Origin of the sequence: Pseudomonas sp. TMW22090 (assembly GCF_022496665.1) — a bacterium.
In the GTDB taxonomy this organism is placed as follows: Bacteria; Pseudomonadota; Gammaproteobacteria; order Pseudomonadales; family Pseudomonadaceae; genus Aquipseudomonas; species Aquipseudomonas gregormendelii.
Genome location: NZ_SCFH01000012.1, coordinates 24,145 through 38,090, shown reverse-complemented (window position 1 = coordinate 38,090; position 13,946 = coordinate 24,145). Strand labels below are relative to the sequence as shown.

General features: G+C 62.5%; 11 protein-coding genes and 1 pseudogene. 5 read left to right on the top strand and 7 right to left on the bottom strand.

Annotated features, from left to right (window positions below; genetic code table 11):
* Positions 1-20: 20 nt before the first annotated feature.
* A complete protein-coding gene (gene cpaB / locus EQV97_RS26585; protein ID WP_240890387.1) occupies positions 21-965 on the bottom strand; it encodes a Flp pilus assembly protein CpaB in 945 nt (314 codons plus the stop codon).
* Positions 966-1,295: 330 nt separating this feature from the next.
* On the opposite strand from cpaB, the gene EQV97_RS26580 reads away from it, so the two are divergent.
* Both EQV97_RS26580 and EQV97_RS26575 read left to right on the top strand, forming a co-directional pair.
* The gene (locus EQV97_RS26580; RefSeq protein WP_240890386.1) at positions 1,296-1,499 is read left to right on the top strand and encodes a Flp family type IVb pilin; all 204 of its coding nucleotides are present in this window, start codon (positions 1,296-1,298) and stop codon (positions 1,497-1,499) included.
* Positions 1,500-1,570: 71 nt separating this feature from the next.
* Entirely contained in the window at positions 1,571-1,984 is a 414-nt protein-coding gene (locus EQV97_RS26575; RefSeq protein ID WP_240890385.1) for a response regulator, read from the top strand.
* A 415-nt stretch (positions 1,985-2,399) separates the two neighbouring features.
* On the opposite strand, the gene EQV97_RS26570 is transcribed toward EQV97_RS26575, so the two are convergent.
* From EQV97_RS26570 to EQV97_RS26555, 4 genes are all read right to left on the bottom strand, one after another.
* Positions 2,400-4,070 carry a POTRA domain-containing protein gene (locus EQV97_RS26570; protein WP_240890384.1) on the bottom strand — a complete coding sequence of 557 codons (1,671 nt, stop codon included), beginning with the start codon at positions 4,068-4,070 and terminating at the stop codon, positions 2,400-2,402.
* Between the two features lie 139 nt (positions 4,071-4,209).
* Positions 4,210-5,847, bottom strand: a complete 1,638-nt coding sequence (locus EQV97_RS26565) for a collagen-like triple helix repeat-containing protein (RefSeq protein WP_240890383.1) — start codon at positions 5,845-5,847, stop codon at positions 4,210-4,212.
* Between the two features lie 304 nt (positions 5,848-6,151).
* Positions 6,152-7,006, bottom strand: coding sequence for a MaoC/PaaZ C-terminal domain-containing protein (locus EQV97_RS26560; RefSeq protein WP_240890382.1), 855 nt, complete (start codon positions 7,004-7,006; stop codon positions 6,152-6,154).
* Between the two features lie 2 nt (positions 7,007-7,008).
* Complete coding sequence (locus EQV97_RS26555; RefSeq protein WP_240890381.1) at positions 7,009-8,361, bottom strand: 3-oxoacyl-ACP reductase; 1,353 nt, start codon at positions 8,359-8,361, stop codon at positions 7,009-7,011.
* Positions 8,362-8,481: 120 nt separating this feature from the next.
* Here EQV97_RS26555 and EQV97_RS26550 point away from each other — a divergent pair, with 120 nt between their 5' ends.
* The 3 genes and pseudogenes from EQV97_RS26550 to EQV97_RS26540 form a co-directional block, all read left to right on the top strand.
* On the top strand, positions 8,482-9,759 hold the full coding sequence (locus EQV97_RS26550) for an acetyl-CoA C-acetyltransferase (protein ID WP_122841648.1): 1,278 nt from the start codon (positions 8,482-8,484) through the stop codon (positions 9,757-9,759).
* 188 nt (positions 9,760-9,947) lie between these two features.
* Positions 9,948-10,841 carry a PA4780 family RIO1-like protein kinase gene (locus EQV97_RS26545; protein ID WP_045058174.1) on the top strand — a complete coding sequence of 298 codons (894 nt, stop codon included), beginning with the start codon at positions 9,948-9,950 and terminating at the stop codon, positions 10,839-10,841.
* Between the two features lie 131 nt (positions 10,842-10,972).
* Positions 10,973-11,050: pseudogene (locus EQV97_RS26540) on the top strand (outer membrane lipoprotein carrier protein LolA); the annotation flags it as partial.
* Here the strand turns inward: EQV97_RS26540 and cueR are convergent.
* Both cueR and EQV97_RS26530 read right to left on the bottom strand, forming a co-directional pair.
* The gene (gene cueR / locus EQV97_RS26535; protein WP_122841649.1) at positions 11,046-11,483 is read right to left on the bottom strand and encodes a Cu(I)-responsive transcriptional regulator; all 438 of its coding nucleotides are present in this window, start codon (positions 11,481-11,483) and stop codon (positions 11,046-11,048) included. The pseudogene EQV97_RS26540 and the gene cueR overlap by 5 nt on opposite strands.
* Positions 11,480-13,873 carry a heavy metal translocating P-type ATPase gene (locus EQV97_RS26530; protein WP_240890380.1) on the bottom strand — a complete coding sequence of 798 codons (2,394 nt, stop codon included), beginning with the start codon at positions 13,871-13,873 and terminating at the stop codon, positions 11,480-11,482. The genes cueR and EQV97_RS26530 overlap by 4 nt, the downstream gene beginning before the upstream one ends.
* Between the last annotated feature and the right edge of the window lie 73 nt (positions 13,874-13,946).

The following is a 13,946-nucleotide window of genomic DNA, read 5'->3' as shown; positions in this document are numbered from 1 at the left end:
AGCACTGCATCCTTGCTCGATCAGGGAGTTTGTTGGGTGATCTGGTTACCACGAATGACTTCCACCCCAGGCCGTGCGACGGCAGTGCGTACGGGGCTGCTGACGGGTGTTTTCGGCGCGCCGCCCAGGGCCAGTTGGGTGAACTGGAACAGGCCGCTGTTGGCCGCATCGAGATTGCCGGGCGTGTCGCTTTCGCCAGCCCAGTAACGGGCCAGGCGCTGCTCCTCGGCGCTGCGTACCGCCAGGCGTAGGGTGCCTACCTGAGTCGCCAGCATCAGCCGGCCGAGCAACGGCGCCGGCACGGCCAGCAGTACGGTGCGGGCGGCGATGCGGCGCTGATCCTGCTTGATCTTTTCTTCGGCGTTCAGGGGCGGGGTGGCAGGCTTGCCGTCGTTGGTCAGGCCGAGCTGGTCGCCGACCCCAAGCACGCGCATGGCCGGGATGACGATCTGTGCCGACTGTTGCCGGTTGCTCTCGTCCTGGCGTAAGTACAGCAGCACATCAACATAGTCACCCGGTGTCAGTTGCCCTGCGGCGCCGATCACTTCATCGACGGCGACTGCAAGTGCGCGCTCGTCACTGCGAATCATGCGTGCCACGGCACCACCGCTTTCAAAGCTGTCCTCACTCAGCCATGTGCCGGCGGTGAGTGTGCGCCACGGCGTACGCCCGACTGCCTGGTCGATGTTGCCCAGGCTACCGGCCGGTGCGCTGCGCAGTTTTTCCACGGCGAGGTCGGCGGCGGTCAATGGCGTGAATGGCGCCACATCGCGTACTACCACGACCACTGACTGGCGGGTCTGGTCTTCGGCAGTGGCGACGGTTTTTTCGATGGCGGCAACGGCGGTGGGAGCCTCGACCGGTTCGGCAGCAGGCGCGCGACTGAGCATCAATCCCCAGTAGCCGGCGACGACTGCGCCTACTAGCAACATCCCTGCAAGACCCATGGTGACGCGACTGTTCATGACGGCTCTCCATTTCCAGCTGCAAGACTTGGCCCATATCCAGACGGGGTAATTCGTGCTTAAGCAGCTATGAACATTCAACGATTTCGCTATTTGACGGTAGCGCAGGTAAAGCGAAATGCCATTAACCAAAATGAAAATAGCTGTCAAAAGTTGAAGAAGTGGCCGAAATGGCAGGTTTTTTTGGAGTGCATCAGAAAGTACTAATACTTTGTAATTAAGCCGTTCTTACAGTTGCTGGGGGACCATTTCTTGACAATGCTCTGGTGGCACGGAGCAATCATGTCTCGGTCCGTGAAACCGGTGCCCAGGGGCCCAAGGAGTTGTCAGATGTTTCTTAAACTGTATGTGAAGGTTCGCGCGTTTTTTGAAAGTACTGAAGGGGCTTCGGGTATTGAATATGCGATTGTTGCAGCGATGGTGGCAGTGATGATCGTTGGATTCATCACACCGATCGGAGATTGGGTGTTTGAAACATTTGAGCGTGTAAATGATGCTATAGGCGGCGCAGCGGTTACGAAACCTGGTGCATGAAATAAACCTGCCGGTTTTCTGGTCGTCGGCTAATGTGGTTAAACCTAGGATTGCGGTAGCGGGAACGCCACATGACAGTAACTTCACCCCCACGCCAGCAGTTGCTCTTGGTCGACGACGAAGAAGACGCGCTGCTGGAACTTGCCGAACTGCTGGAGGGCGAGGGCTTTTGTTGCTTCACGGCAACGTCGGTCAAACTCGCCCTGCATCACCTTACCCGCCATCCCGATATCGCCTTGGTAATCACCGATCTGCGCATGCCGGAGGAGAGCGGCATGTCGCTGATAAAGAGGTTGCGCGAGCACACCTCGCGTCAGCATCTCCCGGTGATCGTCACGTCCGGGCACGCGGACATGGAGGACGTCAGCGACATGCTGCGCCTGCAAGTGCTCGACCTGTTTCGCAAGCCGATCTATCACGTGCGATTGCTGGAAACGCTGAACAACCTGTTCCCGCAGCCCTTGGCCCAAGTGACCTCTGGCTGAACAAACCCGGTCCTGCCGATTCACGCCACCAGCACCCGATCCCGTAGGGGGATCGTTTGAAGCACTAAAATTGCGCCATTCTGAACCCGGGCGACCAAACCCGTTCACTGAATTTGCAGCGACACCCAAAGCGTACATTCCCCGCTTCCGAAACAACAACCGACACAACCTGTTGGAATGGTCCCCAACCCACTCTGAGATGCAGGACGTGCACTCATTTCCTCAGCCCCACACCGGTCAACTGTAGGAGCGAGCTTGCTCGCGATGGTCGTGAACGATAACGCTGGCAGCCTGACATGCCCTCGGCGTTCTCGGGGTTATCGCGAGCGGGCTCGCCCCTACAATGGGTTCGTATAGACCTCCGTCCTTCTGGCGCTCGTTCACCGTCGCCATCACCAGCAAACCGGTCCATGACTCAAAGCTGGTAACTGAAACTGATGCTGTACCGCGGCTTGCGGTTGAAGGTATCCAGTGCTTGCTCGGACATCGGCTTGGCGGCTTCCAGGGCGATGTTGTAGTACTTGGCATCGCCAAACCGCAACCCGATGGCGCCCGAGGACAGACTATTGCCCTGCACCGGCAGCTTGTTAAACCAGGTCTTCGAGCGATCCAGGACGACGTAGGGTTGCAGGATTTTTACCCAGCGCCAGTCGCGGTTGAAGCTGTAGTTGACCTCGTACGCCACGCCCCAACCCTTGTCGCCCGATGCCTGATCGTCAGGGTAGCCGCGGCCGAAATTCTGCCCGCCGAATACCGCGCGTTCGCTGTCGGGCAGGGTGTCATCACTCCAGTAGAGCGCGGCAGAAAGCACCCCCTGCCAATTGTCGAAAAACCGGTCGCTCTGCACCCCGGATAAACGCAGGCGGAAGAAGTCCAGGTCGAGGTCGGTGTTGTTGGTGTCGGCCCCCATGCCATCGATGCCCTGATAAACCCCGCCACTGAGGATCCGCAATTGCTTGGCATCGGCCTTGCGCCAATCGCCTTCAAAAGCGAGGGCGCGCACGTCGCTGTTGATGTCGACGCTCAGTGGAAACCCGACCACCTTGTAGCGGGTCTTGTCATTGACCGCGTACACCCTTGAGCTGACGCTGAGCTGTTCATTGGGTGACGCAATAAGTGGGTGGCTCAAGCCGATGGAGTAACGGTCATTCTCCCGGTGTGGCTCGAGCTCCAGGCCATTATCGGTCAGCACGTTGGTGCCCGGATCGGCGCGGTAGCGCGAGGCGGAGAGCGCGAGCTGCGTGCCCTCGGCATCCAGAAACTGGTTGTAGTCCAGGCGATAATACTGCTCGTGATCTTCCCCTGGTGGAAACAGGCCGCTGAGGCTCAGTTGCTCGCCCATGGACGTCTGGGAGTTGCTGCTGAGGCCGAGCAGGGCCTGGGTGCCGTTGCGGCTGCTTTCCGTAGCGCTCAGGGTGCTGGTGAAGGGTTTGCGACTCGCCTGTGCGACCAGGTAGGCCGCACCGTCCGTAGTGCCCGGTGGCGGCACCTGCGCCTGCAAGGTCACCCCGGGGATTCGACTCATGAGCGTGGTGTAGCGTTCGAAGGTCTTGCGCGTCAGCGGGCGTTCGGCCTGCAGCTTGGCCACCAGCTTGTCGAGCAGGCCCTTGACCCGTCCGACGTCGCCCTGCAGCTGGTAATCCTTGATATAGCCTTCCACCAATACCACCCGCGCCACGCCATCGTCGAATGTCTGTTGCGGCAGGAAGGCATAGGACAGCAGGTAACCGTCCTGCTGGTAGCGGCGGGTAATGCTGCGGGTTGCTTCGATCAGGTCGGCGAGGCTGGTTTCCTGGCCGATCAGGGGCTGGTAGAGCGTGGCCAGTTCGCTGAGAGGGTAGACGGTTCCGCCTTCGATCTGCACGGTTCTGAGCTTGATTCGGGTGTTCATCATCAGCGGCTGGGCCTGGGTGGCGCCGGGTTCCGGCACCGAGAGCGGCGCAGTGCTGGGTCGGTAGGCATCGGCGGGCAGGTTGGGTGCCGGCAGGTTGCGCGTGGTTTCGTTGCTGTTGAGGAAGCTGGGAAGGGTGTCGGCAAGGGCGCAGGTACTGAAGGTCAAAGCTAGCAAGGATGCCAAGAGGCGCATAGGACACTCCATGTTCAAGTTACAACTTCGCCTGGATCATCATGTTCCAAAGAAAAAGCGGAAGACTCTTTCGAATCTTCCGCCTTCAACCAAGCGTAGGCGCTGTAGATAAGGCCGTCGAATCGGCCAGGTGCAAAAACTATCGGTTCTTGCCGCTCAACTTGCCGGTGAGGCCGCCCAGCAAGCCACCCAGACCACCGGTGGCACCGCCCTCGCCAGGCGTGCCGTTCACCAGGCCGCCAACGGCACCGACGGTGCTGCCCACCGTGGTGACCGTGTTGCCGACCGCCGCCACGACCGGGTTTGGCGTGCTGGTGGCGATCGCTGTACCCAGATTGCTGACCGCACCACCCACTTGATTGGTCAGGCCGTTGACGGGTGCCCCAAGGCCTGTCGCTGCGCCGACGTTCTGGGTCAGGCCAGTGACGGCGGTAGTGACCGGATTCAGGCCTGCGCCAACCGCAGTGCCAAGGTTCGCCAAGGGCGCGGTAACTGCCGTATTGGCGACGCCGGAGCCGCCCAGTACGGTGTTAACCGACGCAACCAGATTGCCCGCTGCCCCGGCCGTTACACCGCCTGCACTGACCACGCCACTGGTGCTGCCAGCGTTGAGCCCGCTGCCAACATTGACCACCGCGCCGCCGACGGTCTGCAACAGACCTGTGCCGCCCAAGGCGCCACCCAGACCTCCACCCGCGCCTGAACCCGTGCCATTGGATACCAGCCCGCCGGCTTTGCCGACCGCCGTGCCGGTGTTGCTGAGTGCGCCGCCAACAGTGTTGGTCAGGGCATTGCCGTTACCGGCCAAGGTAACTTTGTCGCCCACGCCATTCACGGTGTTGCCGACTTTGTTCACCAGGCCCTTGAGTGGATCACCGAGCCCGGTGGCGTCGCCAATCTTGTCCGTGGTGGTCTCGACCATGGCAATCACCGGCACGAGTTTGCTGCCGACTTCCTTGGTCACGGTCCCCAAGGGGCCGGTGGTGGTGGCAGTGCTCAGGGTATCGCCGAGCATGGTGACTTTTTCGCCAACGCCGTCCAGTACGGGGGCGACTTTGGTCACGACCCCGCCCACCACAGGAATACTGCTGGTGGCCGTGGCGAGTTTGCCGCTGACGTCTGAGACGCCATTGCCGACATCCTGCACCACGCCGCCCACCGATGCCGCCGTGACGCCCAGCCCATTGGGGTCGGTGTCCAGCTTGCCGATGCCGTTGGCGACGCCATCACCCAGGGTGCTGACGACATTGCCGGTGGTGTTGACTGCACTTTGCACCACACCGCCGACCACGGGCACGGTGCCCAGGCTGTCGCCGACCTGGCCGACGCCATCGCCTACGCCACTGACGGTTTTGCCGACGTCCTGGACCAGGGTGGTAGTCACCAGCGGAGTGACGCCCGGGTTGGTTGGATTGGTGGGGTCAGTCGGATCTGTGGGGTTGGTCGGGTTGGTCGGGTCAGTGGTGCCGCCGCCAGTGCCACCGGTACCGCCTGTGCCTCCGCTGCCACCGGTGCCCGCAGTGTTGTCGCCACCGGTGCCGCCAGTTCCATCCGTTCCGCCAGTGCCTGCGGTGCCGTCACCTGCGCCACCGGTTCCACCTGCGCCTGTTCCGCCCGAGTCCCCGGAACCGCCTGTTCCCGCGTCTGCAGTGCTGTCGGGGGATGAGCTGTCGGAGCTGCTGTGATGACCGCCGCCGCCACTGCTGCAGCCGGTCAGTCCGAGGGACAGGGCGAGCGCCATGGCGATTGCTGATTTGCACCAAACTTGGGTTTTCATGAGTGGTATTCCTTGCACCTGTTACAACGTTCGCTGTCTTCGATGGCTTGCCGGTTTCTGTTGCCGGCAATGCCTTCGTCCGTTGTAGACATGACAGTCGCAAGGGGGCGCCAACACCATTCTCCAGTTGGTATTAACGCCTTGTGTAAGGGGGCTGATAGATAAAAGACTTATGTTCTAAATCAATGACTTACTGGAGTTCGAAAGGGTTCATGAACTTTGGATATATATACAATTTGAATCACTGCGCGCGAGCAAAGCTTGCTCCGGGCGGCGTTCCGACAATGGCCATCTCCAACGCGCCTCAAGCAATCGGCGCCCAATGCCCCACCATATGCTCCAGGTCACCCGCCCCCAGCAGTTGAAAGTCCCCGCTCGATCCTGCCGCACTGGCCATCAGCGTCACTTCACTGGGCAATCGCACAGGCTTAAGGAATTGCACGGCAATGTCCACATTGGCCGCGGGCAAATGATCGGCGAGCGCCGCCAGGGTCCTGGCCTTGTTCCACAACCCATGGGCGATCGCAGTGGGGAAGCCGAACAGCTTGGCGCTGACGGCACTCAGGTGGATCGGGTTGTAGTCCCCGGAGACCTTGGCGTACTGCCGGCCAATGTCCGCCGGGGCTTGCCACTGCGCGACCTGGGTCATCGGCAACATCGGCGCGAGCACTTCCTCCGCCGCTTCGCCCTCCAGCTTGACGCCGCGACAGAGCATCCGGCTTTCGGCCTCCCATAGCGCGCCGAGTTGATCATCCAGGGTCGTTATGAGGTCGAAGGTTGCACCTTTGGCGTGGGGCTGCAGGTTCTGCACCCGCACGCTGACACGCACCCGGCCCACGCCGCCCATCGGGCGCAGGACGCGGATACGATTACTCAAATGGATGAGACCGAGCAACGGAAAAGGAAACTCCCTGGCGGTCAGCAGTTGCATCTGCAAGGCAAACGCGAGTACGTGGGGATAGGTGGGTGCAAGCAAGGCATTGTCGGCGAAGCCGCAGACTTTGCGGTAAGCCGCCAGGCGCCCGGGATCGACCTCGACCCCGGTGCGCAGCCCGGAATCAGGCAGGGTAGTGCCCGTGATTTTGCGGCGAGTAGCGGCCTTGAAGTACAGGTCGGCCAGGCTCGGCTCGCGATCGAGGGTGTGCCAGTCGGTCGTCATGTCTAGGCCCCCAAAACGCTTTGTCCGCAGACCCGCAGGGCCTGTCCGGTGAATGCGCCCGTGCCGGGCTGGGCCAGCCAGGCGACCGCTTCGGCGACGTCTTGCGGCAGGCCACCCTGGCCCAGGGAACTCATGCGGCGGCCGGCTTCGCGCAAGGCGAAGGGGATGTGGGCGGTCATCTGGGTTTCGATGAACCCGGGGGCCACGGCGTTGATGCTGATGCCGCGCTCCTTGAGCAACGGCGCCCAGGCTTCTGCCAGGCCGATCAGCCCGGCCTTGCTGGCGGCGTAATTGGTCTGCCCGCGATTGCCGGCGATGCCGCTGATGGAGGCCAGCAGGATCACTCGGGCATTGTCGCGCAGGGTGCCCTGGTCCAGCAGGGCCTTGGTCAGCACTTGCGGTGCATTGAGGTTGACCGCCAGCACGGCATCCCAGAACTCCGGCGTCATGTTGGCCAGGGTTTTATCCCGGGTGATGCCCGCGTTCTGCACCACGATGTCGATGCCATCGGGCAGGTGGTCGATCAGTTGCGCGGCGGCATCCTCGGCGCAAATGTCGAGGGTGATGCTGCGCCCGCCGAGGCGTGCGGCGAGGGCTTCAAGGTCAGACTTGGCCTGAGGCACGTCCAGCAGCACCACCTCGGCGCCATCACGGGCCAGGGTTTCGGCGATGGAGGCGCCGATGCCCCGCGCCGCGCCAGTGACCAGCGCCTTGCGCCCGGCCAGGGGGCGGGTCCAGTCGGTGACCGGGGTGTCGCAGGCGGTCAGGCGGATGACCTGGCCGGAGACGAACGCGCTTTTTGGCGACAGGAAAAACCGCAGCGGACCTTCCAGTTGATCCTCGGCACCTTCACCGACATAGATCAATTGCAGGGTGCCGCCGCTGCGCAGTTCCTTGGCCAGGGACCGGCTGAACCCCTCCAGGGCCCGCTGGGCGCTGGCGGCAAACGGGTCGTTCAAGCCTTGTGGCGAGCGACCGAGGATCACCAGGTGCGCGCTTTGATCGAGGTTTTTCATCAGTGGCTGGAAAAACTCGCGCAAGTGTTTGAGTTGATCGGTGTGCACCAGGTCGCTGGCATCGAACACCACGGCCTTGAGTTTCGGACCGTGCCCCGGAATCCATGGTGTAGCCACTGAAGGCTCGGTGCCGTAACCGTAGATCGCGTCGGTGAGGCGGTTGGCGAAAGCACTGACTTTCTCCGCCAGCGGGCCACCGCCAATCAGCAGCGCGCCCTCGACCGGACGCAGCCTGCCAGCTTGCCAGCGCTCCAGGCGAACCGGCGACGGCAGGCCCATGGCACCGACCAGGCGATGGCCGATGGATGAATTGGCGAAGTCGATATAGCGGTCAGACATGGAACGCACTCCGGTAGCTGGGGTTCAAAGTGTGGACCATGAATGGCGATCAGTCGTTCGATCCACGAGATAAGGCCTACGCTTGCCGTTTGAATTGGAATATTTCATCAGGAGCTTTTCATGACTCAACTGCGCCGCGTCGCGATCATCGGTGGTAACCGTATTCCCTTTGCTCGCTCCAACGGACCCTACGCCACTGCCAGTAACCAGGCCATGCTCACCGCTGCGCTCGAAGGGCTGATCGAACGCTACAACCTGCATGGCCAGCGCATCGGTGAGGTGGTTGCAGGGGCGGTACTCAAGCTGTCGCGAGACATGAACCTGACGCGTGAGTGTGTGCTCGGCTCGCGCCTGTCACCCCACACCCCGGCCTACGACATTCAGCAAGCCTGTGGCACCGGGCTGGAGGCGGCGTTGCTGGTGGCCAACAAGATTGCCCTGGGCCAGATCGACTGCGCGATTGCCGGTGGCGTCGACACCACTTCGGATGCGCCGATCAGTGTCAGTGAAGGGTTGCGTCGAATTCTGCTGCAGGCCAATCGCGGCAAGACCACGGCCGACAAACTGAAAACGTTCCTGCAACTGCGTCCCCAGCACCTGATTCCGGAGTTTCCGCGCAATGGCGAGCCGCGCACTGGCCTGTCCATGGGCCAGCACTGCGAATTGATGGCGCAGACCTGGAACATTCCTCGCGAAGCCCAGGACCAACTGGCCCTGGAAAGTCATCGCAATCTGGCCGCGTCGTACACTGAGGGCTGGCATAACGACCTGATGACGCCGTTCCTCGGGCTCACCCGCGACAACAATCTGCGCCCCGACCTGACCCTGGAAAAACTCGCGGGGCTGAAACCGGCGTTCGAGAAAAGCGCCAAGGGCACCCTTACGGCGGGCAACTCCACGCCGCTCACCGATGGCGCGTCCCTGGTGCTGCTGGGCAGTGAGGAGTGGGCCAAGGAACGCGGCTTGCCAATCCTCGCCTACTGGCGCGACGGCGAAACGGCTGCGGTGGATTTCGTCAACGGCGCCGAAGGCCTGCTGATGGCGCCGGTGTATGCCGTGCCACGCTTGTTGGCGCGCAACGGCCTGACGCTGCAGGATTTCGATTACTACGAAATCCACGAAGCCTTTGCCGCTCAGGTGCTGTGCACCCTGAAGGCCTGGGAAGACCCAGAGTACTGCAAGACCCGCCTGGGCCTTGACGCGCCATTGGGTGCCATCGACCGCAGCCGGCTCAATGTCAAAGGCAGCTCCCTGGCGGCAGGTCATCCATTCGCCGCGACCGGCGGACGCATCGTCGCCAACCTGGCGAAGCTGCTGGACGCGGCAGGCAAGGGCCGTGGCCTGATCTCCATCTGCGCCGCGGGCGGGCAGGGCGTGACGGCGATTATCGAGCGTTGATAATCCCGTGCGCCGTTGAAAAGTCCGCTGAAAGCGGCCAAATTGACGGGGCATAATCGGCACATTGTGTGCATCTTTAGGCAGATAGCAGCGTTCATAGGTCGGCAACCCCTCCCACCGGCGAGTGGATTGCCGTATAACGAATGACTTTCGCGTGTTTGGTAATAAAGGACCCACAATAAAAGCTGATGAAGACTCCAAAACGCATTGAACCCCTGATCGAGGACGGTCTGGTCGACGAGGTGCTGCGCCCACTCATGAGTGGTAAAGAAGCAGCTGTTTATGTGGTGCGCTGCGGCAACGAGTTACGTTGCGCGAAGGTTTACAAGGAGGCGAATAAACGTAGTTTCCGTCAGGCGGCCGAATACCAGGAAGGCCGCAAGGTGCGCAACAGCCGTCAGGCCCGGGCCATGGCCAAGGGCTCGAAGTTCGGCAAGAAAGAAACCGAGGACGCCTGGCAGAACGCCGAAGTGGCGGCTTTGTTTCGTCTGGCCGGTGCTGGCGTTCGGGTGCCCAAGCCTTACGACTTCCTCGAAGGCGTGCTGCTGATGGAGCTGGTGGCCGACGAGTACGGCGATGCTGCGCCGCGTCTGAACGACGTGGTGCTGGAGCCGGACCAGGCGCGCGAGTATCACGCGTTCCTGATCTCGCAGATCGTGCTGATGTTGTGTACCGGCCTGGTGCACGGTGACCTGTCCGAGTTCAACGTTCTGTTGACCCCGACCGGCCCCGTGATCATCGACTTGCCTCAGGCAGTGGACGCGGCGGGGAACAACCACGCGTTCAACATGCTGGAACGGGATGTGGGCAACATGGCCTCATACTTCGGGCGGTTTGCTCCGGAGTTGAAGCAGACCAGGTTCGCCAAGGAGATGTGGGCCTTGTACGAAGCCGGCACCTTGCACCCGGCCAGCATCCTGACCGGCGAGTTCGACGAGCCGGAAGAGTTGGCCGACGTCGGCGGCATCATGCGCGAAATCGAGGCGGCACGCCTGGATGAAGAGCGCAAGCAGGCGGTGCGCGCGGCAGATGACGCGCCACCGAACAAAACCGAAGAACCGCCTCCGCCTTGGATGCAGTGACTGGTTGATGAAAAACCCGGCTTCGGCCGGGTTTTTTGTGACCGGCTTGCCCGCGATGGTCGTCGACGATGACGCGGGACAGCCGATACCCCGCAGCGTCTTAAACCCCTGTAGGAGCGAGCTTGCTCGCGATGGTCGTCAACGGTGACGCGGGGCAACTGATACCCCGCGGCGCCCGCTGGTTTTTCGCGAGCAAGCTCGCTCCTACAGGGGGGCTCGCGGTCTCGTTGTTTGATGGGCAGGCTCAGCACAGCAGCCCGACTCCAGGTTCTTGAGGATCGGGCAATCGGGCCGATGGTCGCCCTGGCAGTGCTCCACCAGGTCCTGCAGCGTGTCGCGCAGTTGGCCAAGCTCGCGAATCTTCTGGTTCAGCTCGTCGATATGCTGGCGGGCCAGGGCTTTTACATCGGCGCTGGCGCGCTGGCGATCCTGCCAGAGGGTCAGCAGCTTGCCGACCTCTTCCAGGGAAAACCCCAAATCCCGGGAACGCTTGATGAAGGCCAGGGTGTGCAGGTCATCGTCGCCATACACGCGGTAACCGCTGTCAGTGCGATGGGCGGCTTTGAGCAGACCGATGGATTCGTAGTAACGAATCATCTTGGCGCTCAGGCCACTTTTGCGGGCTGCTTGGCCGATGTTCATCGGTTGTCCTCCAGGTCCTTGGGCTTCCAGGTTTTCAACAGTAGCGCATTGCTGACCACGCTGACGCTCGACAATGCCATCGCCGCGCCCGCCAGCACCGGATTGAGAAAACCGAAGGCTGCCAGGGGAATCCCGACCAGGTTGTAGACGAAGGCCCAGAACAGATTCTGCCGGATCTTGGCGTAGGTCTTGCGGCTGATCTCCAGTGCCGCAGGCACCAGTCGTGGATCACCCCGCATCAAGGTGATACCGGCGGCGTGCATCGCCACGTCGGTGCCTCCGCCCATGGCAATACCGATGTCGGCGGCAGCCAGGGCCGGGGCGTCATTGATCCCGTCGCCGACCATGGCCACGACTGCAGTTTTCTTCAACTCGACCACGGTGGCGGCTTTGTCGGCCGGCAGCACTTCGGCGTGGACATCCTCAATACCCAACGCGTCCGCGACCACTTTGGCGCTGCCGCGGTTATCACCGGTCAGCAGATGGCTGCTGATATGCCGCGCGCCAAGTTGTTGCACAGCCTGCAATGCACCCGGCTTGAGGGTGTCACCAAAGGCGAACAGGCCCAACACCTGCGGCTCGGGGCTTTGCTCGATCAGCCATGACAGCGTGCGGCCTTCGGTTTCCCAGGCGCTGGCCGAGTCCGCCAGGGAGCCAGCCTGCAAACCGGTCTCCTCCAGCAGACGGCGATTACCCAGGGCCAGGCGCCGTCCTTCAAGCGTGCCGGCAATCCCACGCCCGGTCAGGGACTGGCTGTCGCTGACATTGGCGACGCTCAGCCCGCGCTCGGCGCAAGCATCCAGCACCGCTTTGGCCAAGGGGTGCTCGCTGCCTCGCTGCAACGCGCCGGCTTTTTGCAGCAATGCATTTTCATCGCCGCCGATGGCGCTCAAGTGAGCGATGCGCGGCGCACCCGACGTCAGCGTGCCGGTCTTGTCGAACACCACTGCACTGACTTCATGGGCGCGTTCCAGTGCCTCGGCATCCTTGATCAGGATCCCGTAGCGTGCAGCGACCCCGGTACCGGCCATGATTGCCGTGGGAGTGGCCAGGCCGAGGGCGCAAGGACAGGCGATCACCAGCACGGCAACGGCGTTGATCAGCGCTGTTTCGATGGGCGCGCCGTAAAGCCACCAGCCCACCAGTGTTGCCAATGCGATCAGCAGCACGGTGGGGACGAAAACCTGGCTGACCTTGTCCACCAGTTTCTGGATGGGAGCCTTGGCCGCCTGGGCGTCTTCCACCAGGCGAATGATCCGCGCCAGCACGGTTTCGGCCCCCAGTGCCTGGGTGCGCACCAACAGCCGGCCCTCGCCATTGATCGCGCCGCCCGTGACCTTGTCCCCAGGTTGCTTGGGCACGGGCAGGCTTTCGCCGCTGATCAGGGCTTCGTCCGCATGGCTTTGGCCTTCGACGACTTCGCCGTCTACCGGAAAGCGTTCGCCGGGTTTGACCAGCACCAGGTCACCCAGGCGCAGGGCGCTGATGGCGACGTCCTGTTCGCGGCCATCGACCACCTGAATCGCCCGTTCCGGGCGCAGGGCTTCGAGGGCGCGGATGGCGCTGGCGGTCTGGCGCTTGGCGCGGCTTTCGAGGTATTTGCCCAGCAGTACCAGGGCAATCACCACTGCCGAAGCCTCAAAGTACAGGTGCGGCATGCGCCCGGCAGCGGTGGCCCATTCGTAAATACTCAGGCCGTAGCCGGCGCTGGTACCCAGGGCAACCAGCAGATCCATATTGCCCGCGCCGGCGCGGACGGCCTTCCAGGCGGCCACATAAAAACGGGCACCCAGAATGAACTGCACCGGCGTGGCCAGCGCGAATTGCGCCCAGGCCGGGAGCATCCAGTGCACGCCGAACGGCTGCAGCAGCATCGGCAAGACCAATGGAAGGGCGAGGGCGATGGCCAGGATCACCCTCCAGCGTTCGCGGTGCAGGCGTTGTTGTTGGTTATCGGCAGCAGCGTGCTCGACTTCCCGCACGCTGGCCGAGTATCCCGCCTTGCTGACGGCTTCGATAAGGGTTTGCGCAGCGACCTGGCCCAGCAATTCGAGGTGCGCGCGTTCGTTGGCCAGGTTGACGCTGACACTCTTCACGCCCGCAACCTTGGCCAGCGCCCGTTCCACCCGGCCGACGCAGGAGGCGCAGGTCATGCCATCGATGCTCAGTTCCAGGGTTTGCTGTGGCACGCTGTATCCGGCCTGGTGCACGGCGTCCATCAGGGCCGGCAGGCTGTCGCCGGGTGCCTGCACCCGGGCCTGTTCGGTAGCCAGGTTGACACTGACGGCGCTGGCGCCCCGGACTTTGCTCAAGGCACGCTCGACCCGCCCGGCGCAGCTGGCGCAGGTCATGCCGGCAATCGGCAGGTCGAACGTAGTGGTCTCGCTCATGGTCAAGCTCCCTGTAGTGGATGCCTACAGGATCAACCTTGCCATGCGGGCAAGGTCAAGCGCCAATATCACC